The 25,364-nt window shown below is 64.1% G+C and carries 21 protein-coding genes, 1 tRNA gene and 7 pseudogenes; 16 read left to right on the forward strand and 13 right to left on the reverse strand.

Translation table 11 applies throughout. The annotated features are described in order from the left end of the window. Positions 1-58: 58 nt before the first annotated feature. The 5 genes and pseudogenes from lgt (at position 59) to H9L15_RS07635 (ending at position 4,571) form a co-directional block, all read left to right on the forward strand. Entirely contained in the window at positions 59-937 is an 879-nt protein-coding gene (gene lgt, locus H9L15_RS07615) for a prolipoprotein diacylglyceryl transferase (RefSeq protein ID WP_187715712.1), read from the forward strand. After that, positions 865-1,914 (forward strand): class I SAM-dependent methyltransferase, encoded by a 1,050-nt coding sequence (locus H9L15_RS07620; protein WP_223276600.1) that lies wholly within the window; start codon positions 865-867, stop codon positions 1,912-1,914. Before lgt ends, H9L15_RS07620 begins: the two co-directional genes overlap by 73 nt. Beyond that, positions 1,911-2,419: pseudogene (locus H9L15_RS07625) on the forward strand (N-acetyltransferase family protein). The gene H9L15_RS07620 and the pseudogene H9L15_RS07625 overlap by 4 nt, the downstream one beginning before the upstream one ends. Next, positions 2,416-3,186 carry a peptidoglycan editing factor PgeF gene (gene pgeF / locus H9L15_RS07630; protein WP_187715713.1) on the forward strand — a complete coding sequence of 257 codons (771 nt, stop codon included), beginning with the start codon at positions 2,416-2,418 and terminating at the stop codon, positions 3,184-3,186. The pseudogene H9L15_RS07625 and the gene pgeF overlap by 4 nt, the downstream one beginning before the upstream one ends. Before the next feature lie 80 nt (positions 3,187-3,266). Next, positions 3,267-4,571, forward strand: coding sequence for a cystathionine gamma-synthase family protein (locus H9L15_RS07635; protein ID WP_187715714.1), 1,305 nt, complete (start codon positions 3,267-3,269; stop codon positions 4,569-4,571). Here the strand turns inward: H9L15_RS07635 and H9L15_RS07640 are convergent. Genes H9L15_RS07640 through H9L15_RS07665 form a run of 6 tightly spaced genes read right to left on the reverse strand, consistent with a single transcriptional unit; the run spans position 4,568 to position 8,176 of the window. Then, entirely contained in the window at positions 4,568-5,137 is a 570-nt protein-coding gene (locus tag H9L15_RS07640; RefSeq protein WP_187715715.1) for a hypothetical protein, read from the reverse strand. The genes H9L15_RS07635 and H9L15_RS07640 overlap by 4 nt on opposite strands. Then, positions 5,137-5,631, reverse strand: coding sequence for a winged helix-turn-helix domain-containing protein (locus tag H9L15_RS07645; RefSeq protein ID WP_187715716.1), 495 nt, complete (start codon positions 5,629-5,631; stop codon positions 5,137-5,139). The genes H9L15_RS07640 and H9L15_RS07645 overlap by 1 nt, the downstream gene beginning before the upstream one ends. 1 nt (position 5,632) lies before the next feature. Further along, a complete protein-coding gene (locus H9L15_RS07650; RefSeq protein WP_187715717.1) occupies positions 5,633-6,298 on the reverse strand; it encodes an HAD family hydrolase in 666 nt (221 codons plus the stop codon). Further along, positions 6,295-6,495 carry a hypothetical protein gene (locus H9L15_RS07655; RefSeq protein WP_187715718.1) on the reverse strand — a complete coding sequence of 67 codons (201 nt, stop codon included), beginning with the start codon at positions 6,493-6,495 and terminating at the stop codon, positions 6,295-6,297. The genes H9L15_RS07650 and H9L15_RS07655 overlap by 4 nt, the downstream gene beginning before the upstream one ends. Then, positions 6,486-7,061: an NTP transferase domain-containing protein gene (locus tag H9L15_RS07660; protein ID WP_187715719.1), complete on the reverse strand. Its 576-nt coding sequence runs from the start codon at positions 7,059-7,061 to the stop codon at positions 6,486-6,488. Before H9L15_RS07660 ends, H9L15_RS07655 begins: the two co-directional genes overlap by 10 nt. Further along, positions 7,058-8,176 carry a CDP-alcohol phosphatidyltransferase family protein gene (locus H9L15_RS07665; protein ID WP_187715720.1) on the reverse strand — a complete coding sequence of 373 codons (1,119 nt, stop codon included), beginning with the start codon at positions 8,174-8,176 and terminating at the stop codon, positions 7,058-7,060. The genes H9L15_RS07660 and H9L15_RS07665 overlap by 4 nt, the downstream gene beginning before the upstream one ends. Positions 8,177-8,271: 95 nt before the next feature. On the opposite strand from H9L15_RS07665, the gene H9L15_RS07670 reads away from it, so the two are divergent. The 4 genes and pseudogenes from H9L15_RS07670 to H9L15_RS07685 all read left to right on the forward strand — a co-directional run bounded on the left by H9L15_RS07670 (position 8,272) and on the right by H9L15_RS07685 (position 11,738). Next, positions 8,272-9,372 carry an ABC transporter permease gene (locus H9L15_RS07670; RefSeq protein ID WP_187713689.1) on the forward strand — a complete coding sequence of 367 codons (1,101 nt, stop codon included), beginning with the start codon at positions 8,272-8,274 and terminating at the stop codon, positions 9,370-9,372. Beyond that, a pseudogene (locus H9L15_RS07675) lies at positions 9,369-10,174 on the forward strand (ABC transporter ATP-binding protein). Before H9L15_RS07670 ends, H9L15_RS07675 begins: the two are co-directional and overlap by 4 nt. Beyond that, a pseudogene (locus H9L15_RS07680) lies at positions 10,174-11,125 on the forward strand (MlaD family protein). The pseudogenes H9L15_RS07675 and H9L15_RS07680 overlap by 1 nt, the downstream one beginning before the upstream one ends. 52 nt (positions 11,126-11,177) lie before the next feature. Next, positions 11,178-11,738, forward strand: a complete 561-nt coding sequence (locus H9L15_RS07685) for an ABC-type transport auxiliary lipoprotein family protein (RefSeq protein ID WP_187713690.1) — start codon at positions 11,178-11,180, stop codon at positions 11,736-11,738. On the opposite strand, the pseudogene pepN reads toward H9L15_RS07685, so the two are convergent. Next, positions 11,735-14,362 (reverse strand): annotated as a pseudogene (gene pepN / locus H9L15_RS07690) (aminopeptidase N). The gene H9L15_RS07685 and the pseudogene pepN sit on opposite strands and share 4 nt — an antisense overlap. 101 nt (positions 14,363-14,463) lie before the next feature. Here pepN and H9L15_RS07695 point away from each other — a divergent pair. Next, positions 14,464-14,820 (forward strand): DUF6491 family protein, encoded by a 357-nt coding sequence (locus H9L15_RS07695; RefSeq protein WP_187713691.1) that lies wholly within the window; start codon positions 14,464-14,466, stop codon positions 14,818-14,820. A gap of 56 nt (positions 14,821-14,876) precedes the next feature. On the opposite strand, the gene H9L15_RS07700 is transcribed toward H9L15_RS07695, so the two are convergent. The 4 genes and pseudogenes from H9L15_RS07700 to H9L15_RS20310 form a co-directional block, all read right to left on the reverse strand. Continuing rightward, on the reverse strand, positions 14,877-15,803 hold the full coding sequence (locus H9L15_RS07700; protein ID WP_187713692.1) for a DMT family transporter: 927 nt from the start codon (positions 15,801-15,803) through the stop codon (positions 14,877-14,879). Beyond that, positions 15,800-16,800, reverse strand: a pseudogene (locus H9L15_RS07705) (threonine aldolase family protein). The gene H9L15_RS07700 and the pseudogene H9L15_RS07705 overlap by 4 nt, the downstream one beginning before the upstream one ends. 47 nt (positions 16,801-16,847) lie before the next feature. Next, positions 16,848-16,922 (reverse strand) — tRNA-Thr (locus tag H9L15_RS07710). A gap of 203 nt (positions 16,923-17,125) precedes the next feature. Next, positions 17,126-18,916 (reverse strand): annotated as a pseudogene (locus tag H9L15_RS20310) (aminopeptidase P family protein). Between the two features lie 223 nt (positions 18,917-19,139). On the opposite strand from H9L15_RS20310, the gene H9L15_RS07720 reads away from it, so the two are divergent. From H9L15_RS07720 to H9L15_RS07730, 3 genes are all read left to right on the forward strand, one after another. Continuing rightward, entirely contained in the window at positions 19,140-19,502 is a 363-nt protein-coding gene (locus H9L15_RS07720) for a hypothetical protein (RefSeq protein WP_187713693.1), read from the forward strand. Then, positions 19,427-19,918, forward strand: coding sequence for a hypothetical protein (locus H9L15_RS07725; protein ID WP_223276089.1), 492 nt, complete (start codon positions 19,427-19,429; stop codon positions 19,916-19,918). The genes H9L15_RS07720 and H9L15_RS07725 overlap by 76 nt, the downstream gene beginning before the upstream one ends. A gap of 61 nt (positions 19,919-19,979) precedes the next feature. Continuing rightward, the gene (locus H9L15_RS07730) at positions 19,980-20,867 is read left to right on the forward strand and encodes an FkbM family methyltransferase (protein WP_187713695.1); all 888 of its coding nucleotides are present in this window, start codon (positions 19,980-19,982) and stop codon (positions 20,865-20,867) included. A 100-nt stretch (positions 20,868-20,967) separates the two neighbouring features. Here the strand turns inward: H9L15_RS07730 and H9L15_RS07735 are convergent, their stop codons facing one another. Next, positions 20,968-21,162, reverse strand: coding sequence for a hypothetical protein (locus tag H9L15_RS07735; protein WP_223276090.1), 195 nt, complete (start codon positions 21,160-21,162; stop codon positions 20,968-20,970). Positions 21,163-21,332: 170 nt separating this feature from the next. Here H9L15_RS07735 and H9L15_RS07740 point away from each other — a divergent pair. The 3 genes and pseudogenes from H9L15_RS07740 (at position 21,333) to H9L15_RS07750 (ending at position 25,159) form a co-directional block, all read left to right on the forward strand. Next, positions 21,333-23,391, forward strand: a pseudogene (locus tag H9L15_RS07740) (S9 family peptidase). After that, complete coding sequence (locus H9L15_RS07745; protein ID WP_187713697.1) at positions 23,388-24,764, forward strand: hypothetical protein; 1,377 nt, start codon at positions 23,388-23,390, stop codon at positions 24,762-24,764. Before H9L15_RS07740 ends, H9L15_RS07745 begins: the two are co-directional and overlap by 4 nt. After that, entirely contained in the window at positions 24,761-25,159 is a 399-nt protein-coding gene (locus H9L15_RS07750) for an acyl-CoA thioesterase (RefSeq protein ID WP_187713698.1), read from the forward strand. Before H9L15_RS07745 ends, H9L15_RS07750 begins: the two co-directional genes overlap by 4 nt. Here H9L15_RS07750 and H9L15_RS07755 read toward each other — a convergent pair whose 3' ends face one another. Further along, on the reverse strand, positions 25,160-25,306 hold the full coding sequence (locus H9L15_RS07755) for a hypothetical protein (protein ID WP_187713699.1): 147 nt from the start codon (positions 25,304-25,306) through the stop codon (positions 25,160-25,162). Between the last annotated feature and the right edge of the window lie 58 nt (positions 25,307-25,364).

Raw genomic sequence — 25,364 nt, forward strand, 5'->3', positions numbered from 1 at the left:
CTCCTTTGCCTTTCCGCTTCGCAACCTTATGAGGCGCTGTCCATAATCGGGGAAGACCTTGGCGATACAATCCGTAATCGGCGCAATCGTTTGGAACGATCTCGGCCTCAATCCAGTCGCGCTCGACCTCGGGTTCTTCCAGCTGCGCTGGTACAGCCTCGCCTATCTGGCCGGCATCTTCCTTGCCTATTGGTACCTGCTGAAGCTGATCAAGCAGCCCGGCGCGCCAATGGCGCGGCGTCATGTCGATGATCTCGTCTTCTACGGCGCCCTTGGCGTCATCCTCGGCGGCCGCATCGGCTACGTGCTGTTCTACAACCTCAGCTATTACCTTCAGCACCCTCTCGACATCTTCAAGCTGTGGGACGGCGGCATGTCCTTCCACGGTGGGATGATCGGGACGGTGCTCGGCATTCTCTATCTCAGCCGAAAGGAGAAGCTGCAGTGGCTTCGCGTGCACGATTATGTTGCTTGCTGCGTGCCGTTCGGACTGTTCTTCGGCCGGCTCGCCAATTTCGTGAATCACGAATTGTGGGGCGCACCGACCGACGTGTCTTGGGCAGTACGCTTTCCCGAGGTGGTTGCAGGGGTGACGGTTGATGGCCCGCCGCGCCATCCGAGCCAGCTATACGAAGCGGGCCTGGAAGGAATCGTCCTGTTCCTGATCCTCTGGGTCATGTTCTGGAAGACCAAGTCGCGATACGAACCGGGCAAGCTCGTCGGTGCCTTCACCTTCTTCTACGGCTTGTTCCGTTTCCTCGTCGAATTCGTGCGCGAACCCGATGCGCAGCTCACCGGATTTGCGCAGGCAACTGGCCTGCACATGGGACAGTGGCTGTCGCTGCCGATGATCATTCTCGGCGCGTGGCTGATGTGGACCGCGAAGGGCCGACGCGAGCGTGTCGAACCCATCGCCGGGTCGGAGAGCGTGGCCTGACTCCGCTGGAGCGGGCGCTTCGGGAGCGAATCCAGGCTGAGGGCCCGATTACGGTCGAGGCCTACATGGAAGCCTGCAATTCCTATTATTATGCGACGCGCGATCCGCTCGGCCGCGACGGCGATTTCACGACCGCTCCGGAGATCTCCCAGATGTTCGGAGAGATGGTCGGCGCGGCGCTTGCGGACGTCTGGGTGAATGCCGGGAAGCCTGCCGATGCGATCTACGCCGAGCTCGGCCCCGGCAGAGGCACGCTGGCGGCGGACGCGCTTCGTGTCCTTCGCGGTGCAGGCTTTTCCGGCGAGGTCCACCTCGTTGAGATGAGCCCCATTCTGCGGGATCATCAGGCACGAAACGTCCCGGATGCCCAGTGGCACGACTCACTACAGGATCTTCCTGCCGCTCCCCTCCTCCTCGTCGCCAACGAGTTCTTCGATGCGTTGCCGGTGCGGCAGTTCGTGTCGGGCGTTGAACGGAAGGTGACGATTGCGGCGGGCGGCCTGGCATTCGACCGCGACGGGGAAATCGTCGAAGACTCGCCGGTGCAGGAGGCTGCCGTTTCGGCGATCGCCACGTGCCTGACGCAATGTGGCGGTGTCGCTCTGGTCATCGACTACGGCCACGACCGCAGCGCTCCTGGCGATACGCTGCAGGCCGTTCGTGGCCATCGCTATGTGCCCACGCTGGTCGACCCGGGTGAGCAGGATCTGACCGCCCACGTCGATTTCGAAGCGCTCGGCCGCGTTGCAAAGGATGCGGGGGCGGCCGTGACGAAAGTCGTCACGCAGGGTAGCTGGCTGAACAGTCTCGGCATCGGCGCGCGCGCGGCAGCTCTTGCAACCGCGAACCCCCAGCGCGTCGAGGAGCTCGAGATCGCGGTCGACCGGCTTTGCCACGAGGAGCAGATGGGGCAGTTGTTCAAGGTCATGGCAATCCGTTCACCGGACTGGCCAGTGCCTGCAGGATTCGGGGAATGAACCTTAGCTATCGCAGCGCCGGGCTCGAAGATGCGGAAGCGGTGGACCGCGTTTTCCGCGCAACGTTCATCGATACGTTCGCGCACCTTTATCGGCCGGAAGACCTGGAAGCGTTCCTCGCCAAGTTCACCCTCGAGGCGTGGAGGGCGGAGCTTGCCGACGACCGCTTCGTCTTCCGTCTTGCCGAATCCGACGGCCAGCCGATTGGCTTTGCGAAGATGGGGCCGCCCGAACTTCCGGTCGACACGAACGAGCCCTGGGTCGAGCTGCGTCAACTCTACGTCATGAACGAATGGCGCGGGCGGGGGCGGCGCGGGAGTTGATGGACTGGGTTCTGGCCGAAGCGAAGGCGCGCGGGGCAACCGACCTCTATTTGACCGTCTACACCGACAATCACCGGGCCCGCCGCTTCTACCAGAAGTACGGCTTCGTCGAGGTCGGGCCCTACGCGTTCATGGTCGGCGAACAGGCCGACGAAGACCTCATCATGCGCAAGAGCCTGTGAGCGTCGAACCCTTCCGGTCCGAACTGCTCGCCGGCATTCCGCACGGCTTTCTCGGGCGCCAGGGCGGCGTCTCGGAAGGCGAAATGTGGGGCCTCAACGTCGGTTATGGCAGCGGCGACGTTCCGGAGCACATCGCGGAAAACCGCCAACGAGCCATCGAAGCGGTCTTCCCGTCGGCCGCTCTGGCGACCGTCCATCAAATCCACTCGCCGACAGTCGTGTATGCCGCCGAGCCATGGCCGCAGGACGAGCGGCCTCATGCCGATGCCATGGTGACCGACCGGCCCGGCTTGCTGCTCGGCGTGCTGACCGCCGACTGCGCGCCGGTTCTGTTCGCGGACGAAGCCGCGGGGATGGTGGCCGCCGCGCATTCCGGCTGGCGGGGTGCATTCGGTGGGGTGAACGAAGCGACCATCAACGCGATGGAGTCACTGGGCGCGAGCCGCGACCGCATCGTCGCGGCGATCGGGCCCACCATCGCGCAGTCATCGTACGAGGTCGACGAGGCTTTCCGGGAACGCCTCGCAAAAGATGACGGCGAGAATGCGCGCTTCTTCGTTGCGGGGCCTGGCGGAAAGCCGCATTTCGATCTGCCCGGCTATATCCTCCATCGGCTTTCGCGGACCGGCATTGCACGGTCGGAGGCGCTTGCGCTCGACACGTACGCCGATCCGGAACGCTTCTTCAGCTATCGCCGTTCGACGCACCGGAATGAGCCATCCTACGGGCGCCAGATCGCCCTGATCGGCCTTCCGACGAAAAGCTGAACTTATGGGCAGGCTCCGCGGACTTGATTGGCCTCTTGCGCGGTGACGCGCTAAGGCCCGCCGCGAACAGGAGACGAATTTTGCCTACCGAAGACGAGATTAGCGGAACGTCCAAGCGCCGCCCGAAACAATCCCCCACCAGCATCGGCAATCACAAGCTGAAGCCCTCGACCCTGATGCTCGGCTACGGCTTCGACCCGGCCTTGAGCGAAGGCTCGCTGAAGCCGCCAGTGTTCCTGACCTCGACCTTCGTGTTCGACAGCGCCGCGGACGGAAAGCGGTTCTTCGAAGGCGTCACCGGCAAGCGCCCGGGTGGCGCCGAAGGCCTGATCTATTCGCGCTTCAACGGGCCGAACCAGGAAATCCTCGAAGACCGCCTCGCCGTCTGGGAAAGCGCGGACGACGCGCTCGCTTTCTCCAGCGGCATGTCGGCCATCGCAACATTGCTCCTGACCTTCGTCCAGCCCGGAGACGTCGTCGTTCACTCCGGCCCGCTCTACGCGGCGACCGAGACTTTGATCGCCAAGATCCTCGGCCGTTTCGGCGTGTCTTACCTCGACTTCCCGTCGGGTGCGTCGCGCGAAGAAATCGATGCGGTGATCGCCAAGGCGAAGGAAAAGGGCCGGGTCGCGCTCATCTACCTGGAGAGCCCGGCCAACCCGACCAACGCGCTCGTCGACGTCGAGGCGGTTGCTGCTGCCCGCAACGCCGCTTTCCCTGAAGCGCAGCGCCCGCCGATCGCGATCGACAATACCTTCCTCGGTCCGCTTTGGGCGCATCCGATCCAGCAGGGTGCGGACATCAGCGTCTACAGCCTCACCAAATATGCCGGCGGCCACAGCGACCTCGTCGCGGGCGGCCTGGTCGGGCGACAGGGCCTGATCGACCAGATCCGTATGATGCGGAACACGATCGGCACCATCTGCGACCCGAATACCGCCTGGATGCTGCTGCGCAGCCTTGAAACGCTCGAACTTCGCATGGAGCGTGCGGGTGAAAATGCCGCCAAGGTCTGCGCCTTCCTGCGTAATCATCCGAAGGTGGAAAGCGTCGGTTACCTCGGCTTCCTGGACGAGGGCTCGAGCCAGGCGGACATCTATCGGCGTCACTGCCTCGGTGCCGGCTCGACCTTTTCGCTGTACCTCAAGGGCGGCGAGAAGGAGGCCTTCGCGTTCCTCGATGCCTTGAAGATCGCGCATCTTGCCGTCAGCCTCGGCGGGACCGAGACGCTGGCCAGCGCTCCGGCCGCCATGACCCATTTGTCGGTTCCGGACGAGCGCAAGCAGGCGCTCGGCATCACCGACAATCTGGTCCGCATTTCCATTGGCGTTGAGGATCCCGACGATTTGATCGCCGATTTCGAGAACGCGTTGCGCTCGGTCTAGCGGGCGTCGAGCTCGCTCAGCAGGGTGTTGGCATAGCGGATCGCGACGGTAATCGCGGTCCCGAAGACGAAGCCTTCGAAGGCGCCAAAGCCCATTTGAGCGATGATCCCGAAGTGCGTCTCGCCGAACCATCGGCCTAGTGCATCGATGTTGAGCGGCGACTCCGGAAAGGTCGCCGCCAGCGAGTCCAGGCTGGCGCCCATCAGCCTGCCGCCAATGAGGGGAAGAACGGCGCCCATCGCGCCACCCGCCAGCGCCGCTCCCGAGATCGACGGCCACGACCGGACGCGTGCGAGCGAGAGGTGCGACCCAAGGCCGACCGCGCCGCCGAGGAGCATCCCCTCGAACCCGCCGGCGATTCCGCCTGGTGTCTTGCCGAGCAGCACGCTGAAGGCGTCGGCGCCAACCATCTTGACCGCGCCGCCGATCACGAGGCCACCGATCGCAGCTCCAGCGGTCGTCGAGATCCAGCTCCTGCCGGCAGCGCGGTGGGCCGCGGCCATACCGCAACCGATCGCGAAGCCGCCGATGGCGCCGGCCAGGATGTTGATCGAGAGCATGACCATCAGGAACGATGCTGCGCCGACTGCAGGCCGGAGCGGGTCGGGCGTCGCTCCAAGCCCGTAGACAAAACCACCAACGACGCCAGCGAGCGCGCCCCGATGGCGCAGGCTGCAATCAACGAAGCGCCGCCCAGCCAGTCCGCCGGGAAGGTGATCTGGCGCCCGATGCGAGTCTCGACATGCTTGCCCTCGACGGGCGCGATGAAGCGGTAGCCGTGCTTCGGAACCGTCTCGATGAAACGCGGCTTGCTCGCCTCGTCGCCAAGCAATCGGCGAAGGTTGGTGATGCACTGGCTGAGCGCTTCATCGGTGACCGGAACGCCCTTCCAGACGTCGTCGAGGAAACGATCGCGCGTGATCAGCTGCCCAGGATTGCGAAGCATCAGGATCAACGCATCCAGGTAGCGGCTGTTGACCTCGATCGGATCGCCGCCGTTGGTCAGCCGTCGCTGATTGGCGTCGACCTCAAATCGGTCGAACTTGAACCGCGTGCTCACCTCAGTTCCAGTCCTCGATGGCCCAACCGCGCGTTTTCGCGAGCTTTGCCAATCGGTCGTGCGGGTTCACCGCGACAGCCTCGTCGGACCATTCGAACACCGGCGCGTCGCTGGCATGGTCCGAATAGAAGCGCACATGACCCCGCTCGAAACCGCTCTTCGATAGCCAGTCGGTCACCATCCGCAGCTTCGCCGGACCGTAGCAATTCTCGCCGTCAATCTTGGCGTGGACGCGTTCGTCGAGGCCGATGATCGAGCCGGTGCCGATCACATCGTCGAAGCCAAGACGGTCCCCGATCGCCTGTGCGTAAAGGCGATAGCTGGCGGTTGCCATGACCACACGCCGTCCTTCCGCCTTGTCTCGTGCGATCGCCGCGCGCGCCCCGGGTCGGACATTCGATGCGGCGGTCTTTTCGGCGAAACTGTCGACGAGCGGCTTCAACTCGTTCGGATGCCGCTTCGACCCAAGCAGCAAGCGATGATTGATCTCCTTCAGCCGGCCGCGATCGATCAGCTTCAGGACGTAGGCGAGCATCGACGCGATCACGAGCGGGATGAGCACCAGCCGCCACGGCGCGCGATGCAGGGCGCAATGGATCAGGAATGGCGTGTAGGTCGCGTGGCGCGTGACGGTCCGGTCCATGTCGTAGATCGCGAAGTCGGTCATGCGCGGCCTTCGAGGATCGCCGTGACCAACTCGTGATCGGCGGGCTTGTCGACGTCGACTGCCGCCAGCGGGTCGGACAGTTCGACCGCTTGGACGTTGAGGCCGAGCTTGCGCCCAACGCCATCAAGTGTCTGCTGCAACGTGCGGAGACGGAACAGCGCTCCGAGGAACCCGAAGACGCCGAGCGTCAGCAGCATCCGGATGGCCTTCTTCCGGTTCTGCTCGTTGGAGCCCATAGCTGCAGCGTCGAACGAATCTTCGGACTGCCGAGCAGGAACAGGTTCGCCCCGCTGTAGGCACCGCCGCGGAATTTCAGCCACGTGCGCTTGGTCTGCGGAAGGCGCTTCAGCAGCGCGGCCTGTGAAACCAGGCCGATCGCGACGTCCGCCCCCGCAGCCTTGCCGAGGAAGTCTGCGATCATCGCGGGCGTCAGCAAGGCGTGATCGGCAGTGGTCACTAGGATCGGCCAACGCACACTCGGATCGACGCACATCTTTTCCAGCGTAGCGGCAATCGTGTCGCCGGACGCCTCAACCGAAATGCGGGCGTCCTCGGGGAGCACGTCGCGAATTCTTTCGGGCTGCTGGGCGAGAACGCGCACCAAGGTGATTCCCTCGCTTTGCAGCAAGGCCTCGACCGGCCGGCGCACCATGGGTTCGCCGCCGACCGGTATGAGCGCTTTCAGGTCGGTGCCGTAGCTTTCGGCGAAGGGGTCCTTGCCTGGCCGCGATCCGGCCAGGACGACCGCGGTCGCCGCGCTCATGCCAGCCAGGACACGATTTTCTGGCCGCGATCGTGGGCGGCATTCGCCTGCGCCAGCCGGACGGCGTGGAAGATGAGGGAGACGAGCGTCCACAGCGCGACCAGCTCGATGCCGGTATCGGGCCGCTGAAACAGCAGCGCGAAGAACAGGATGACCATGTTCGGATTACGCCGCGCAGTGATCAGCCGGAACTTGCTGTCGATCGGACGCCACACGTGAATGTGCATCCGCCCGAACCTGCGCATGAAGACGCCTTCGATGATCCGCTGCGCAACGTAGCCGCCGACGATCGCCCACAGCAGCATCACTGCATAAACCGGCTCGATGGGCGTGCCGTAGGCATCGAGCCCGTGGATCCAGGCCCACCACCAGAACGGTGGATGGATGAGGTCGATGCCGTGATCGAAGACGTTGCCCCACTTCGACGAAGCGCCGGTGCACCGCGCCAGCTTCCCGTCGACCGTGTCGAGCACCATGAACACGAACCCGGCGGCGATCCCCAGCCAGTAGCTGCCGATCCAGAACAGATAGAATGCAAGCACGCAGCCGACCGCGCCAATCAAGGTCACCATGTTTGGCGTCATGCCCGCCTGCGCGGCCCAGCGAGTCAGGTGGAACGCCGGCTTTCGCCACAGGTACAGTGTCAGGATGTCGGTCACACCCTTGTAGGCGCCGTCGTACGCCGCCTTCTCGACGAGGATGGGATTGGCCGGATCGAGGGGCATGACGAACGGCCGCTCGCGTTTGCGGAGCTGCTCGTTGTTCAACTCGCCGGTCTCGGCGTCGATCAGCTCGTATCCGGCCAGCGTCTCGCCGCTTTCGATTGCCGCTATTGCGGCCCCCGCATCGCGATCCGCCGGCACATTCACGAGCACCGGCGTCCCGCTTAGGGTCAGTGCCGCGCCGGACCGGTTCGAAATCTCGCGAAGCCACGCCGGGTCCCATGCAAAGTCCATGTTTGCGAGCACGACGTGGCGGCTGGGACGCGCACTGTCGGAAGCTTCCAGCCCGATGTTCTCCGCGATCCGGCAAGCGCGAGTCTGCGCATCCATCCCGAACAGCTGGGCGGGGTTGTTGCCGACAGGGACGAAAAGGGTGCGCTGATCGGTTGCCATTACCGCCCGGCTTAGAGGCAAGAATCCGGGCAGAAAAGTGGCGTTAACTGGCTCCCCTTGCCCGTAAGTTTGATTGAGGGCAGTGTCCGCGCCGAATGGTCGCCTCAGCCGCATCCACCGCCGAGGGCGGGAATCCGACACTACGGATCAGAGGAACGCTGACGATCACGCGCGCGGCGAGCATCCAGCGAGAGATCGATGCGGAAGCCGACCCGTTGACGATCGACCTGTCCGGCGTCGAGCGGATGGACACGGTCGGCGCCTGGCTGATCTACCGCGCGGTTCGCGACCGTCACGTCAAGGTCGTGGGCGCGAGTGCGGAGACCGAAGGCCTGCTTCACGAGGTCGCGGAATACGACAAGCCCGTGCAGGTCCGGCCGGAGGAAGGCCCAGGCTTCACGCGCGCCATCTCCGAACTTGGCGAGTGGATCGCCGAGACCGGGCGCACCTTGGTCGGCCTGCTCGGCTTCTTCGGCGCGACCCTGATCGGCCTTGCCAACGTGACCACCCGGCCCAAGCGCTTCCGGCTCAATGCCGTGGTTCAGCGCTTCGACGTCGTCGGCGTGAGAGCGCTCGGAATCATCGGGCTGATGAGCTTCCTGATCGGAATCGTGATCGGCCAGCAGGGCGCCGTCCAGCTCCAGCAGTTCGGAGCGGAGATTTACACCATCAACCTGATCGGTCGCATCACCGTCCGCGAGCTGGGAACGCTGATGACCGCCATCATGGTCGCGGGCCGGTCCGGCTCGGCCTTCGCGGCCCAGCTCGGCACGATGAAGATCACCGAGGAAATCGACGCAATGAAGACGATCGGAGTCTCGCCGATCGAAGCGCTGGTCATTCCGCGCCTGATCGCCGCCGTCATCATGATGCCGCTGCTGGCATTCTGGGCGATGCTGATGTCGCTGCTCGGCGGCGGAATCTTCGTCTGGCTGTCGCTGGGGATCCCGCCGCTGACCTACGTTCAACGCCTCCAGGAAGTGATTCCGATCACCGACCTCTGGGTCGGCCTGATCAAGGCTCCGGTGTTCGGGTTCATCATTGCTTTGGCCGGCTGCTTCCAGGGCATGCTGGTCGAGGGCAATTCCGAAGAGGTCGGCCTGCGGACGACGACCGCGGTGGTGCAGTCCATCTTTCTCGTGATCGTGCTCGATGCAGTCTTCGCCGTCTTCTTCAGCTCGATAGGTTGGGGATGAGCATCGAAACGCCAAAAGGCTGTGTGCCGGTCATCGAGGTTCGGGGCCTTTCCAACCACTTTGGCGACCAGGTGATCCACGAGGATCTGGACCTGACCGTATGCCGCGGGGAGATCCTCGGCGTGGTTGGCGGGTCCGGCACCGGCAAGTCCGTCCTGATGCGGTCGATCATCGGACTTCAGACCCCTGCGGCGGGCGAGGTGGAGGTGCTCGGCGAGAACATGGTCGGCCGCGAGGAGGATGAAGCGAAGAACATCCGCCGCCGCTGGGGCATCCTGTTCCAAAACGGCGCCTTGTTCTCGACCTTGACCGTGGCCGAGAACGTCGAAGTCCCGATCCGCGAGTATTTTCCCTACATCAAGGCGCCGCTGCTCGACGAAATCGCGTCCTACAAGATCGCGATGGGTGGGCTGCCGCCAGATGCCGGACCCAAATATCCGTCAGAGCTGTCGGGCGGCATGGTCAAGCGCGCTGGCCTGGCCCGCGCTCTGGCGCTCGATCCTGAGCTCCTCTTCCTCGACGAGCCGACGGCCGGCCTCGACCCATATCGGCGGCGGCTTTCGATGACCTTATCCTTGGGCTGCAGAAGCGGCTGGACCTGACGGTCTTCCTCATTACGCACGATCTCGATACGCTTTACGCGATCTGCGACCGGGTCGCCGTACTCGCGGACAAGAAGGTCATTGCGGTCGGAACGATACCGGAACTCTTGGCTTTGGATCATCCTTGGATACAAGAATATTTTAACGGGCCGCGCGGTCGGGCCGCGGCGGATACGGCGAAGGAGCACGCGCAGGCCTGATGGAAACGCGTTCGAACTATGTGATGGTCGGCGCTGTGACCCTTGCGATGCTCGCGGGGCTGTTGCTGTTCACCGTCTGGATCGCCGGTCTGAATAGCAAGCAGACCAAGTGCTACGATATTTACTTCGCCCAGGGCGTGAGCGGACTCAACAAGGGTTCCAGCGTGTCCTTCTCGGGTGTCCCTGTCGGGCAGGTCGGCAAGATCTCGCTCCTTCCGAATCGTCCGGAGTTCGTCTGGGTCAGGATCGAAGTCGATAATGAAACCCCGTGCTTCAGGGGACGACCGCCCAGATCAAGGGTGTCGGCTTCACCGGTGTGAGCGAAATCCAGCTCGGCGGCGCCGTAAAGGGCGCACGCCCGATCACGCAGGCGGGACCACAGGGCTGCCCGGTCGTGCCGGCCAGCTCGGGGGTCTCGGCGCCTTGCTGAACAGCGCTCCGGAACTGATCGACCGGATCCAGCGGCTGACGGAGCGGCTGACCGAGTTGCTCAGCGACAAGAATCAGAACGCCATTTCCGACATCCTCGAGAACGTCGACCGCACCACCAAGGTCCTCGCCGATCGCGCGCCCGAGCTTGCGGACGCCATCGGCGATGCCCGCATCGCGGCTCGCGAGGCCGGCGTCGCCGCGCAGAAGTGGGGCGAAGTCGCCAACACGACAAACGGTATCCTGCAGGAAGATGCGAAGCCGGCGATGGCCAACCTCAACCGGGCGATCGCCTCGGTCCAGAGCGCTGCCGACAATCTCGACAAGGTGCTGGGCGACGCACGCCCCGGCGTGCAGAACTTCAGCAAGTCGACCTTGCCCGAAGCCAACCGCCTGATCCGCGACCTTCGCGATCTGACGCAATCGCTGAAGGGCGTGTCCGAGCGCGTCGAGCAGGGTGGAATCGGCGGCACATTGGGTCCGCAAAAGCTGCCCGACTACAATCCGAGGAAGCAGAAATGAGACTGGCGGCGCGTGTTCTGGGTCCGTTGACGCTGGCGCTAGCTGTCGGCGCATGCTCGCTGAGTGGAGCTCTTGGCGGCGGCGGGAAGGCCCCGCATCGCTTTTGACGCTGACGCCGGATGCCGCGCCGACGGGCGAGTTCACGCGTGCCGCAAATGCCGGTCAGTCGGTGACCGTAAGCACACCGGTGGTGTCCAAGGAGCTTCGGACGACGCGCATCCCCGTCCGGGTCAGCCCGACCGACGTTCAATATGTGACCGATGCGCAGTGGATCGACACACCGGACCGCCTGTTTGCCAACCTTGTTGCAGAAACAATTCGGCGGACGACCAACCGCGTGGTGCTCGATCCGGGAATGACTGGTCTCGATCCGGGGCTGATCGTGTCAGGAGAGCTCCAGGAATTCGGTTTCGACGCCGGCAGCGGCCAAGTAGTTGTCAGGTTCGATGGCGCGCTGTCGACGGCTGGCGGAACGCGGGTCGAGACGCGACGCTTCGAGGCTACCGTGCCCTCGGATGGCTCATCAACAGGCGTTGGACCCGCGCTTAACCAGGCCGCCAACAAGGTTGCGCACGACGTCGCCGGCTGGGTCGGGAACCGGCAGGCTCCCTAAACCAGGCTCTTGCTCGCCTGCTCGTAGACGTCGCGGGAAAGACCGCGCGAGTTCGCGACTCTCTCCAGCTGCTCCCGCATCAGTTCCGACCTTTTCGGTTCGAATCTCCGCCAGCGTCCGAGCGGAGGAACCAGGCGCGCTGCAATCTGTGGGTTGATCTTGTCCGCTGCGATGACGAGGTCGGCAAGGAACCGGTAGCCTCGCCCGAGGCGTCGTTGAACACCCAGTGGTTCGCTCCAAAACTTCCGCCGAGCGCGCGAAGCCGGTTCGGGTTCTGGATCGTGAAAGCCGGATGGGACGCCAGCCGCTCGACCTCGTCCAACGTTCCGGGCCGCTGCGCCGCCGCCTGCAGCGCGAACCACTTGTCGATGACCAAGGGGTCGTTTTCGAAGCGGTCATGGAACGCCTTCAAGGCGTCCGCCCGCTCCGGACCATCGAGCGACACCAGAATTCCAAGCGCTCCCTGGCGATCGGTCATGTTGTCGGCTGCGTCGAATTGCGCCTTCGCGAGGCGAGCGCCCTCGGCCGGATTGCCGCCAGCGATCAGTCCAAGCGAAACGGTGCGGAGCCGGCGCGTACCCTTGGCCAATGGCGAAAGGTCGGCCCCCGACCCGCTCACCGCCGATTGCGCCTTCGACAGTTCGTCGAACAGCGCCATCCCGAGCGCTGCCCGCAATTGCTCCCGCGCCGCGTGGATGGCGTCGGGATCGACCACCTCCAGCCGCTCGGCCACAACCGCTTCCTGGGGAAGCAGGATCGCTTCGGCCTTGAACGCTGGATCGAGTTCGTTCGACTGCAGAGTGTTGCGGACGGCCCGGATCAGCGGCTCGAAGTCCGGCTGTTCGCCCCTCGCTCCGTCGAGCAAGGCGGTGAACGCCAGTTCCTGCATCGCTTCGTAACGGGCGAAGGGATCGGTGTCGGTCTGGGCAAGGCGCTCCAGCTCCCCGTCGCGCCGGGAGCCGTGGATCACGACGGGCGCCGAAAAGCCGCGATTGATCGACAGCAAGGGCGCTTCCTTCAGCCCTCGAACTGAACCTCGCGGCTAAGGCCGTCGACCATCACCAATTGCTCGGGCGCAATTTCGGTGCCGCTCTCCTCGCCGATCAGCGCCGTCCTCAGCGGAATCGGCATCGTCTGCTTGCTTGGCTGCCCGGCGTCGGAGCGACGCGCTGGTCGAGCAGGAGTGTGGCCGTTCCTGCGTCAGGGTCGTAGTCCAGACGCGCTCCGATCTGGGCGTGCCGGCCTGGCTGTACCAGATCTTGAACGCGGACAGGTCGACACCGCTCGCATCCTCCAGCGACTTGACGAAGTCGTCGCAGGTCGCCGCCTGACCGTCGTGACGTTCGAAATAAAGGTCGGTGCCGGCCCTGAACTTCTCGGGTCCCAGCACGGTGCGAAACATGCGGATCAGCTCGGCGCCCTTGTTATAGACGGTCGCCGTGTAGAAGTTCGAAATCTCGATGTAGCTGTCGGGACGGACAGGATGGGCAAGCGGCCCGAATCCTCCGGGAACTGCACCATGCGCAGGATCCGCACATCCTCGATGCGCTTGACCGCCGCGCTGCCCATGTCCGCCGAGAAGCCCTGGTCGCGGAAGACGGTGAAGCCTTCCTTGAGGCTCAATTGGAACCAGTCCCGGCACGTGACGCGATCGCCGGACCAGTTGTGGAAATATTCGTGCGCGACCACCCGCGAGATATTGTCGAAGTCGACGTCGGTGGCAGTGTCCGGATCGGCAAGGACGTAGGCCGAATTGAAGATGTTGAGGCCCTTGTTCTCCATCGCGCCCATGTTGAAGTCAGACACGGCGACGATGTTGAACAGGTCCAGATCATATTCTCGGCCGTAGACACGTTCGTCCCAGTCCATGCTTGCCTTGAGGCTGCCCATCGCATGCTGGGTCTTGGGCAGGTCCGCTTCGCGCACCCAGATCGCAAGATCGACCTTGCGCCCCGACATGGTGGTGAAACTGTCGCGGTTGGCCTTGAGGTCGCCCGCAACCAGGGCGAACAAATAGGACGGCTTCGGAAACGGGTCTTCCCATTCTGCCCAGTGGAGCCCGCCATCCAACTTGCCGGTGGCGATCGGGTTGCCGTTGGTCAGCAGGATCGGGAACTTGGCCTCGTCGGCCTCCATCCGCACCCGATACTTGCTGAGCACATCCGGGCGATCCGGGAAAAAGGTAATGCGCCGGAATCCTTCCGCCTCGCACTGCGTGCACAGCATGCCGTTGGAGGCGTAGAGCCCATCAGCTTGCTGTTGGCGGCGGGATTGATCTCGGTTTCGATCGCCACCTCGTGCGCATCGCCATCAAGCGTCACGACCAAGTCGCCGCCGTCCATCTCCCAGGCGTCGGACGTCTGGCCATCGACCCAGACCCCAAGCGGCTTCAGGTCGTCACCGTTGAGACGAAGAAGAGCGCCGCCAGACGCCGCTGGATTGCGCATCACGCTGAGCTTCGACTGGACGCGCGTCCGCTCGATTCCGAGAGTAAAGTTCAGCGCGATTTCCGGCACCAGCCAATCGGGCGGCCGATAATCTTCCCGGCGAATGGTGGCGTGGGTCGGCGAGGGCGGGGCCTCGGGTGCTGTCTCCGCGTCCGGGAGGGTTCGTACATCGGCCATCGCCGCGACTTAGGGCGACGGCCATTGCTAGGCAATGAGGCTAAGTCCCTGTTATAGGCGGTCGGACCTGGACGTAGCACCATCCGCAGCAGGAGCAGCCGATGATTCGATCCGCGTATATCCTCATCCCACTTGCGGCCCTTTCAGCGCTTGCCGCCGCGTGCGCCCAGCAGGACGCCGCGGGCGGTACGGCTTCCGCAGCCTCATCCAGTTCGGGCCGTGACTGCTTCAACGCGCGAAACGTGAGCAGCTTCACGCCTCATGGGACCGATGCGGTCGATATTCAGGTGGGCGTTCGCCGTTATTATCGGCTCACGTTTGCCGGGGCCTGCCAGAACATCAACTGGGTCAATCGCGTTGCACTGGTCTCGCGCAGCGGTAGCTCGTTCATTTGTTCGGGGATGGACGCCGAGCTGATCGTCAAGGACTCGCCGATGGCCCGCAACGTTGCCTGGTGAACTCCGTCACCCGCATCAGCGACGAGGAAGCCAAGACCCTCAAATACTATAAGTGATCAGGCCGCGTCTGGCGGGACCACCACGTTCCGCCCGCGCGTAAGGGCACCCAGCATCCCAGCAAGCGCCAGCACAGCGCCGGCAATGGCGATCGGCGTCCAGCGATAGCCCTCCAGTACGGTCGAAAAGGCCATGGCAATGATCGGGACAAGAACGCTGGAATAAGCGGCCTTCGCCGGCCCGATCTTCCGCACGACCGGATAGTAGAGGCTGAACGTCAGCACTGACGCGGGCAAGGCAAGGTAGAGGACACCGAGCCAATAGCCCGGCCGGTCCTCGAAGACCGGCGGCCCGGCCATGAAGAACGCAATCGCGGCGTCTATGACCGCTCCAGCCGCCATCGACCAGGCTAGCATCGAAAACAGCGGGAAGCGGCGAACCTCCTTTCGCGCCTGGAACACGTTCGCGGCTGAGGCCGAGACCATCCCGAGGAGAGCCAGGCCGATGCCGACTGAAATCTCATCGGCCCTTACCGAATGCTGCTCGAACTCGTGTGCGAACAACAAGACGATGCCCGCAATCGCCACCAGCGAGCTCCAGACGAAGCGTCCGCTCGGCCGATGTCCGAGGAATGCCCAGGCCATCAACGTGCTGGGGATCAGCAGCAGCGCGAAGATGATGGCGACCACTCCCGACGTGATGTGTCGCTCCGCCAGGTAGACGGCGTTGAAGTTGATGCAGAACTGCGCGAACCCGAGGAACAGCGCAGGCAGGATGGCGGCGCGTCCGAGGTTCAGGCTCTCGCCCCTCCATCGCGCAACCATTGCCATCGCCACTGCCGCGATGGTGAACCGATAGGTCACCGACCATTGCGCCGGCACCGTCCCGAGCTGGTCGCGGATGACGATCCAGGTCGATCCCCAGATCGCCGTGAAGATGATGAACGGCAGGCCGACCTCGGCGAAGGTCGATCGCGGTTGGCTCACAGCGCGGCGATGGCCGCGGCGAGTTGCTCGACCGGCTCGCCGCCCTGGTCCCAGCTCGTCACCAGCCGGATTTCGTCCGGCCCCAATCATAGAAATCGAAGCCCTTTGCTCGAAGCGACTCAGCCTCTGCCGGCGTTGCCCGAACGAAGATCTCATTGGCTTCGACGGGGTAGATCAGCCTCTCGCCTGTCGCCTTGGCGATCGTTTGCGCGATCGCATTTGCCGAGCGCGCATTGGCGAGCCACCGGTCGTCTTCCAGCAGTGCCAGGATCTGGGCAGCGAACATGCGGCCCTTGGACGCCAGATGCCCGGCGCGCTTGCGACGAACGGCAATCTCGTCCGCGAGCTCCGGCCGGAAAAGGATCATTGCCTCTGCGTTGAGGCCGCCGTTCTTCACGAACCCGAAGCTCAAGGCATCCACGCCGGCGCGCCACGTCAGGTCGGCCGGCGAGTCGCCGGTGCTGACGACAGCATTGGCAAAGCGAGCGCCGTCCAAGTGGAAGTTGAGGCCGTGTCGCCTGGCGACTTCGCCGAGAGCGCCAACTTCATCCGCCGAATAGACGAGCCCGTATTCCGTCGCGTTGGTGACCGAAAGCGCCTTGGGCTGTACCTGATGCACGTCCTTGCGAACGCGGCCGATCGCCCCATCGACGGATTCGACGGAGAGCTTCGCGCCGGGTCCGTCGACCAGAATCAGCTTGGCCCCATCGGCGAAGAATCCCGGAGCGCCCGCTTCGTCGACTTCGATATGCGCGTCGCGATGGCAGACGATGCCGCCATACCCCGGGCATAGCGCCGCCAGCGCCAAGCAATTCGCCGCCGTACCTGTCAGCACCCAGAAAGCGCGAACCTCGGTCTCGAAAACCTCGGAGAATGCGCGGTCGAGGCTCTGGCTCAGCGCGTCGCCGTCATAGGCCGTGTCCAGCCGGTTCGAGCGCGTGATCGCCTCGATCACAGCCGGGTGCGCGGCCGCCGCATTGTCGGAGAAAAAGCGCATGTCTCAGCCGCATGGCGGCCGCTTCAGCGCGCGTCAATCTGGGGAAATGGTGCTGCCGGTGAGGATTGAACTCACGACCTCAGCCTTACCAAGGATGCGCTCTACCACTGAGCTACGGCAGCACTGACCGGAGGAGCGGGCGCTATGGCCAAGCGACCCGCGCCCGTCAACCCGACTTGCCCGCCTCAACAGCGAACGCGTAGGTGGGCCGCATGTCGGGCAAGGACAAGGAACGCGAGGAACGGCTCGCCGCGGCGCTACGCGAGAACCTGCGGCGCAGGAAAGCGCAGGCGCGAGAATTGAAGCCGGGCGAGCCGAAGCGCGATTAGATCGGCGCGCAGGCCTTTTCGAGCCAGCCGAGGTCGTCCCCGGTCAGCCGCGCCCCGATCTTCTCCAGCACCTGCGCGTGGTAGGTGTTTACCCACTCCACCTCTTTCGCGCTCAACATCTCTTTCTTGATCAGCCGCCGCTCGATCGGGGCGAAGGTCAGCGTCTCGAAGCCGAGGGTCTCCTTTTCCGCGCCCTCGACTGGATGCTCGACGACCAGCACCAAATTTTCGATGCGAATGCCGTACTCGCCGGTCTTGTAGTAGCCGGGCTCGTTCGAAAGAATCATGCCCGCCCTCAGCGGCTCATCGCCGCCGGCCTGGGCGCTTCCCGCGGGCGAAATGCGCTGCGGCCCCTCGTGGACCGAGAGGAAGCTTCCGACGCCGTGGCCAGTGCCATGGGCGTAGTCCAAGCCAGCTTCCCACAGCGGCCGACGCGCGAAGCTGTCGAGCTGAGTCCCCGCGTACCCTTCGGGAAGATGGCGGTGGCAACGGCAATGTGCCCTTGCAGCACTCGCGTGAAGCGGTCGCGCTGCTCGTCGGTCGGCTCGCCGACGACGACAGTACGGGTGATGTCGGTGGTGCCGTCAAGATACTGCCCGCCTGAATCGATCAAGTAGATCGAGTTCATCTCGAGCTTGCGGTTGGTCTTCTCACTCGACCGGTAGTGGACGATCGCCCCGTTTGGGCCGGCGCCGGAAATACTGTCGAACGACAGATCGCGAAGCTCCGGGTCCTCGCGACGCAGCGCTTCCAGATGGTCAGACGCCTTCAGTTCGTCGACTTCGCCCTTCGGTGCTTCGGTCTCGACCCAGCGAAGGAACCGCGAGATCACTGCGCCGTCGCGGTGCTGCGCCGACTTCTGGCCGGCGATCTCGACCGCATTTTTGATCGCCTTGGGAGGATGGTCGGATCGCGGACCGGGATGATCTTCGCGCCGGCCTTGTCGAGCGCCTCGAAGATTGCCGCCACTGCGCGCTCCGGATCGACCGCGACGGTCTGACCCTTCAGCTCGCCAAGCGCCGCCTCGAACGCGTTGCGGTCGTGCAGCCGAACGCCGTTTCCGAGATGCTGCCGGACCTCGGCGCTGATCTTCTCCGGATTGACGAACAGGTCCGCGGTGCCATCGGAACGGACCAGCGCAAACGCCAGCGCCACCGGCGTCCGCGAAACGTCCTGCCCACGCACGTTGAACGCCCAAGCAATCGAATCCAGCGCCGACAGCACAGCCGCATCGGCGCCCTGCTCGGTCAACCAATCTGCGATTTCCTGGCGCTTATCGGCGGAAGAGCGGCCGGTGTATTTCTCGGGCTGCACCGCCAGATGCGCTTTCGACGCCTCAGGCCGATCCGACCAGACCTTGTCGATCGGGTTCTGCTCGACCGCGATCAGCTCCGCGCCGCGCGCCGCCAGCGATTCCGTCGCTTTCTTCACCCAGTCCCGGCTGTGCAGCCAAGGGTCGTAACCAATCCGCGCACCTTGCGGCGCATGGTCCTTCAGCCAATCGGCGACGCTGGTTTCCGGCACTGACTGGTACGACCAGTCCTTGCCGTCGACCTGCTGCCGCACCTGCAGAGTATACCGCCCATCGACGAAGATCGCGGCTTCCTGCGGCAGGACGACTGCCGAACCCGCGGACCCTCGAAACCGGTCAGCCACGCTAGCCGCTGGGCATAGCTGCCGACATATTCGCTCATATGTTCGTCGGTCAGCGGAACGACGAAGCCGTCGAGCTGGTCGGCCGCAAGCTGCTCGCGAAGGGCCTTTAGGCGATCTGCATAGCTGGACATGCCAGCTCACTAAGCCCGTCGGACCATCGCAACAAGCTCCTCTGCCGACCTAATCCAGGTTAGGCTGGGGAACCCCTTCGAAGCTGGACCGATATGTCGTCAGGCCGACACATGCTAGCGTCTGCTGGACTGCCCCGAATGTAGGACAAAGTGAGGAACAGGACGGCACGTTCTCCTGACGGTTCCGTTGGTTCGATTGGGTTCTCAGTGCCGAGGCAAATGAATGCAAGTGCTCAACACGCTTTGGGTTGGCGATCAGCTGGGTAAACTGGAGCAGCTTTGCGTGCTCTCCGGGCTTGCTGCCGGCCACCCGTACCACGTTTACTCCTACGAACCCGACAAGCTGCGCGGCGTGCCGGATGGCGCGGAAGTTCGCGACGCGGCGGAGGTTATGCCGCGTCACCGCCTGCTCGCCTACGCCGAGTGCAATTCCTATGCCCTGGGTGCAAATTTCTGGCGCTACGAAATGCTTCGGCAGGGCGCGGCTATTGGGTCGACCTCGATGTGCTCGTGCTGCGTCCGTTCGATCTCGATCAGCCCTATGTTTTCGGAACCGAGGAGCAGGGGACCGTCAACAATGCGGTGATGCTCGCGCCGCCGGACTCCCCGCTGGTCGAGGATCTCGTCTCGCTTCCCGAGCGGATCGGTTGCCCGCCCTGGTACGGCCCGCGTCGGTCCGCCCAATACTTCCTGCGACGCCTGAAGGAAGGACGCCTGCGCCTCCAGGATTATCCGTGGGGGACGTTTGGGCCGGGCATGCTTGGCTATCTCGTCGGCAAGCACCGGCTGAGCGAGTTCGCGGCGGCGCCGGAGGTCTTCTATCCCTTAAGCTGGAGGGACGTCACCAAGCTCTACGGGCCGGCGGAAGAAGTGGATGCGCTGCTCACGCCGGCAACGCGCGGGATCCACCTCTACAACTCGCAACTCCGCGAGCTCGCCAAGTCGCGGCCTCCGGCCGGGAGCTATATGGCGAGGCAATTCGACAGGTTCGGGCTGAATTGAGGGCAGAAACGCCAGCGGGGCGAGTGGCTACGGCCTGGTCGTGTCCGCGCTCAGGCCGATCATGAGGACCGGGTTCCCGGGCCGCGGCGCGATCCTTCGCAACTTCATCAACGATCCTGCTCACGAAGACTATTGGAGCAAGGCTGGCCTGCGCTGGGTCAAGGGCGACGTCCACGGCTATGACATGCCGTGCGACCTTTCGATCTTCACTGGCCGCATCGCCTTTTTCCTGCGCCGTTGGAACGAGGCGGATACGCAGTCGATCCTGCTGACCCTCCTGAAGCCTGGCGACACCTTCGTGGACATCGGTGCCAACGTCGGAATGGCGACGCTTACCGCTGCGCGCGCCGTCGGGCCTGCGGGCAGGATCGTCGCATACGAACCCAATCCAGAAGTGGCCGCCATCCTCGATGCAGCCGTGCGACGGAACGGGCTTGAAAATGTCGATGTGCGCCAAAGCGCGATCGGCCCGAAAGCGGGCCGGACAAGTTTGTTTGTGCCGGAGGCCAATCACGGAGAAGCGAGCCTGGGAGCAGCCTCAGGATCTACGGCAGGACGATCGTTTGAAATCGCGATCGAGGATGGCAGCAGGCTCGCCGAACTGGACCGCTGCGATTTCATCAAGATCGACGTCGAAGGCTATGAGGCTCACGTTGTCGATGCCATTTCCGAAACGATCGCGACTTTGCGCCCGCTGGTGTCGACTGAAGTGATCGCGCGGCATCTTGAGCGCTGCGGCTCGACCGTCGAGCATCTCGCCAGGTCTTTCGACCGGCTTTCCTACACAGGCTTTCGTTACTTCAATCAGGCTGCGGGCCTGAGGCACTTTCGAGCGAAGCTAGAGCCATTCGAAGTCGGTCGCCTGGACAGCGACACGAACGTCCTTTGGGTGCCGTCGGAGCGGAGTGCCGCAGTCCGCGACACGGAATTCGTCAGAATACGGAGATAAAGTATCGGAACTTTCTCAGCCAAACTGTGTTGCGCATCCGCGCGTTCGGCTCTGTTAGTCCGGTCGCCGGCTCTGTCAGAGCCGAGCGCGCAAACCTGTCTTAACGGTGCGCTTGGTCCTTGAGCATCGCCGCGCGCTTGGCATCGCAATTGCGCATCTCGGCCTTACCCGGCGTGCTGGGGTTCAGAACGTCGAGGATTTGCCCGGCGATTGCGGATAGCCGCGAAACCGGCTTCGCCTGCGCCGCGGCCGGACCGCGAACGACATCAAATTCGTTGGCCGCGGCCGAGGCCACGGACGAAAGATTCCGACTCACAAAACGCTCCCGCTCATTAACTTTGGCTTTAATATCCTATTGCGACGCCTCTGTTAACGAGTCCGTTACGGCGCTGTCCCGTTTTGACGAAATTTTTTTCGAGCTCGGTTCCACTTCCCGTGGCGCACCACCGCGCTAAGAGCCTGGGCATGGACCAAACCGTCGCATCCTTGCCGCCCCAGGCCGAACAACGGCCCTACAGCTACGAGCGCCACGGCGTGACAGTGGAGGATCCGTGGCACTGGCTCCGCGACCAAGGATATCCGCAGGTCACGGACACCGACGTGCTCGCCTATCTCACGGCCGAGAACGACTATTTCGAACAGTGGCGGGAGCAACACCAGGCCCTCCTCGATCAGCTGTTCGAGGAGATGAAGGGGCGAATCAAGGAAGACGAATCCTCGGTCCCGATCCGCGACGGCGACTATTTCTACTGGTGGGCGTTCAGACCGGGCGCGCAATATCGCACGTGGTACCGGAGGCCTGTCGCGGGCGGCGACGATCAGGTCATCTTCGACGAACCCGCGGAGGCGGAAGGCAAGGACTATTTCCGGCTCGGCGCGTTGGAGGTCAGCCCGGACGGCCGGCTTGCCGCAGTCTACGTCGACGACAGCGGCGCGGAGCGCTTCGCCATCCGCATCCGCGACCTCGCGACTGGCGAGGACCTCGAAACCGTCACCGACGTCGGCATCGGTTCCGCCGTCTGGACGAGCGGTTCCGACGGCATTGTCTTCACCGAGGTCAACGAGAACTGGCGCAGCTACCGCGCCCGCTTCCACCGGCTAGGCACGCCAGCCGACCAGGACGTCACGCTCTACGAGGAGACAGAAGAACTCGGCTTCTCGGTCGGCGTCGGCCATTCGCAGGACCGCAGCCTGATCATCATCGCCACCGGCGACAATGCGACCAGCGAAGTCCGGTTCGTCGGCGCGGACGATCCGACGCAGCCACTCACCCTCGTTTCACCGCGCCAGGAGAAGCGCCAGTACGAAATCGATGCTGCGCACGGGAAGCTGTGGATCCTCACCAACGACGAGCATGTGAACTTTCGCCTCGCCGAGGCCGACCTGGCCAACCCTGGGGACTGGACGATCGTCATTCCGGGATCGGACCGCGTCTACCTTCGGCACGTCACATCCTACCGCGACCACCTTGCGATCCAGCAGCGCGTGGACGGCCTCGATCAGCTGATCCTTCGCACCTATTCGGGCGAGGAGCGCCGCATCCCGTTCGAGGAAGCGAGCTACAGCGCGGCATTCCTCGGCAATCCCGAATTCGCTCCGGAGGCGTACCGGCTGGCCTATTCGTCGCTGGTCACGCCCGCCACCATTTACGACTATCACCCTGCCGACGACCGGCTTGAAGTCCGCAAGATCCAGGAGATCCCGTCCGGCTACGATGCCTCGAAATATGGGACCGAGCGGCTGATGGTCACCGGTCGCGACGGCGTGAGGATCCCGGTTTCCGTCGTCTATCCGAAGGGCTTCAGCAAGGACGGCAGCGGCAAGCTCTTCCTCTACGCTTATGGCGCCTACGGCCTCGCTATTCCGCCCGCGTTCAACACCAATCGCATCAGCCTGCTCGATCGCGGCTGGGCCTATGCCATCGCCCACATCCGCGGTGGCGACGACCTCGGCTACCAATGGTTCCTCGACGGCAAGCTCGAGAAGCGTACCAACACCTTCAATGACTTCGTCGATGTCGCCAAGGGCCTGATCGCGGAAGGCTTCACCCACAAGGGAGGGATCGGCATCAACGGCGGCTCGGCCGGCGGCGAGCTGATGGGCGCGGTGGTGAACTCCGACCCTGACCTGTGGGGCGCGGTCGTTGCCGACGTTCCCTTCGTCGACGTGCTCAACACCATGCTCGACGATACGCTGCCGTTGACGCCCGGCGAATGGCCGGAATGGGGCAATCCGATCACCGACAAGGCCGCGTTCGACCTGATCCGCAGCTACTCCCCCTACGACAACGTCCAGCGCCAGGCTCATCCCCGATGCTGATCACCGGCGGCCTCAACGACCCGCGCGTGACCTATTGGGAGCCCGCGAAATGGGCTGCCAAGCTTCGCGCCAGCAAGACCGACGACAATCGCCTGATGCTGAAGATCAACATGGGGCGGGGCACGGCGGCAAGTCCGGCCGCTGGGAGCGCCTGCACGAGATTGCCGAGACTTACGCCTTCGTCCTGACAGAGGTTTGCGAATGAGGCTTGTGCTGGCGCTGCTCGCGCTGGTCCTCCTGCCTGTAACGGCCGCCACGGCGCAGCCGGTCGAAGTCACGGTCCAACGCGACGGCGACGCTTTCCTGGCCGAATTCACTTTGCCACGAGCGGCCCCGGCGTGGGGCTTTTTCCGCTCCTCGCCCGATGCTGGGACCCAGCAATCGTGGCGCCTGCAAAGCTGGCGAGTGCTGACGCCTGGTGTCGCGCTGCAGCGCCGCGGCAGCTTCGACGCCTTCGTCTCCACCAATGCCCGGCCCGTTCCGCTCAAAGTCCGCGTCCGCTTCGATCCGTTCACGGGCGACTTGCTGGCGGACTACGTGCCGGCGCTTCGCCTCGGCGGACGAAGCGTCGCAGTATTCGACGGGCACTTCGCGCTTTTTTCGGTCGGCCGAGCCGATGTGCTGGACCGGCTGAGCTCCAGTGGCGATCCGCGGCTCATGACCGACACCGGCACCGGCGTCCGCTTCCGCGGCGGCAATCTGCGCCTCGCCGGCGATGTCGAAGGATACCGGCGCGGCAACAGCGAAGGCACATACGGCCTCTACGACGTTCCCAAGGCGGTTGTCCGCAACGGCGTCGCGACGGTCCTCGACGGCGACCTGCCGCAATGGATCGCCGACGACCTTGCATCCTATTCGCCGCGCGTCATGCAGTCGCTCACCGCCCGACTGGGCCCGCCCGGGATCACGCAACCGACCATCCTGGCCGCCTGGGAAGGTTCCCAGCGCGACGGCGTCAGCATGAACGGCGGAACACTGAAGGGCCTGATCCTGATGCGCTTCGAAGGCCGCCAGGCGCTCCAGCCGATTCCGGCGCTGGCGGATATGGCCCACTGGTTCATCGCGCACGAAGCGTCGCACTTCTGGCTCGGGCAGAGCATTCACTATGCGTCCCAGCGCGACAGCTGGATCATGGAAGGCGGCGCGGATTTGCTGGCGACCCGCACCGTGCAGAGCCTCAATCCGGCCTTCGACCCGCGGACCAAGCTCAACGAGGGCCTGCGCGATTGCGTGCAGCTCGCGAACCAGCCGATCGCTACGGCGATCGATCGCAACCAGGTTCGTGCAAACTATGCGTGCGGAGTCCTGTTCGCCCTGGTCGCCGAGAAGGTCAGCCGCGGCGACTTCTACGCTTTCGTTCGCAACCTGATCGCCGCCAATCGCGCGGATCGCGAAGTCAGCCTGGACGAATGGCTCACGGCCCTCGCTCGGGCGGGCGGCACCCAGGCCCAGGTCACCACGATCCACGCCATGGTCGAGCGTGGGACACCGCAACCGAAAGCGACCATCGCGAACCTGTTGCGCGGTTCTGCTATTCCCTTCGTCCTCGACCAGAACGGAGTGCCGCAACTGCAATGACGAAACCGGTCTTCGAGCTCGAATTCCTGGCTGCGCCCGAGCACATCGACGAGCTCGGGCACGTCAACAATGCAGTCTGGGTGCAGTGGATCCAGGAGATTGCGGTCTCCCATTGGTATTCGGTTGCTGACCCGCAGCATGACGCCGCCTACTTCTGGGTCGTGGTGCGGCACGAAATCGACTATCTCCGCGCCGCTGTCGAAGGCGATCGCGTGCTTGGCCGGACCTGGGTTGGAGAAGCACCCAAGGGCGCCCGCTTCGACCGCCTGGTCGGGTTCATCGGACCGGACGGCAAGACCTGCGTTCGTGCGCGCACCAGCTGGGCTATCATCGACCGTGCAGCGGGCCGGCCGATCCGGGTTCCGCCAGACGTGATCGCCCCCTTCCTCGACTGATCAGCCGAGCTTTGCGGTCGCCTCCTGCACGGATTCCGACCAGCTACCGCAAGCCAGGACGATAATCCGGAACAAGGGGTAGGCCACGATCAACGCAATGACCGTCGCCAGCGCTGATAGAGTCAGAAGGATCGCAATCACGAGCATTGTTCCGTCCCCTCGGCCGAAGGTTCGGCCACCGAGGGCTATCCAACAGTACGATGAC

Source organism: Sphingomonas daechungensis (genome assembly GCF_014489495.1).
In the GTDB taxonomy this organism is placed as follows: Bacteria; Pseudomonadota; Alphaproteobacteria; order Sphingomonadales; family Sphingomonadaceae; genus Sphingomicrobium; species Sphingomicrobium daechungense.

Coding starts and splice junctions, on each gene's coding strand:
- H9L15_RS07660 (WP_187715719.1), bottom strand. CDS start 7,061: ATGAGCGCGGCGACCGCGGTCGTCCTGGCCGGATCGCGGCCAGGCAAG.
- H9L15_RS07720 (WP_187713693.1), top strand. CDS start 19,140: ATGCAAGTGCTCAACACGCTTTGGGTTGGCGATCAGCTGGGTAAACTG.
- H9L15_RS07755 (WP_187713699.1), bottom strand. CDS start 25,306: ATGCTCGTGATTGCGATCCTTCTGACTCTATCAGCGCTGGCGACGGTC.
- H9L15_RS07670 (WP_187713689.1), top strand. CDS start 8,272: ATGGTCGCCTCAGCCGCATCCACCGCCGAGGGCGGGAATCCGACACTA.
- H9L15_RS07655 (WP_187715718.1), bottom strand. CDS start 6,495: ATGCTGCTGACGCTCGGCGTCTTCGGGTTCCTCGGAGCGCTGTTCCGT.
- H9L15_RS07695 (WP_187713691.1), top strand. CDS start 14,464: ATGATTCGATCCGCGTATATCCTCATCCCACTTGCGGCCCTTTCAGCG.
- H9L15_RS07650 (WP_187715717.1), bottom strand. CDS start 6,298: ATGACCGACTTCGCGATCTACGACATGGACCGGACCGTCACGCGCCAC.
- H9L15_RS07640 (WP_187715715.1), bottom strand. CDS start 5,137: ATGGTCATGCTCTCGATCAACATCCTGGCCGGCGCCATCGGCGGCTTC.
- H9L15_RS07745 (WP_187713697.1), top strand. CDS start 23,388: ATGAGGCTTGTGCTGGCGCTGCTCGCGCTGGTCCTCCTGCCTGTAACG.
- H9L15_RS07730 (WP_187713695.1), top strand. CDS start 19,980: ATGAGGACCGGGTTCCCGGGCCGCGGCGCGATCCTTCGCAACTTCATC.
- H9L15_RS07665 (WP_187715720.1), bottom strand. CDS start 8,176: ATGGCAACCGATCAGCGCACCCTTTTCGTCCCTGTCGGCAACAACCCC.
- H9L15_RS07750 (WP_187713698.1), top strand. CDS start 24,761: ATGACGAAACCGGTCTTCGAGCTCGAATTCCTGGCTGCGCCCGAGCAC.
- H9L15_RS07685 (WP_187713690.1), top strand. CDS start 11,178: ATGCTCGCTGAGTGGAGCTCTTGGCGGCGGCGGGAAGGCCCCGCATCG.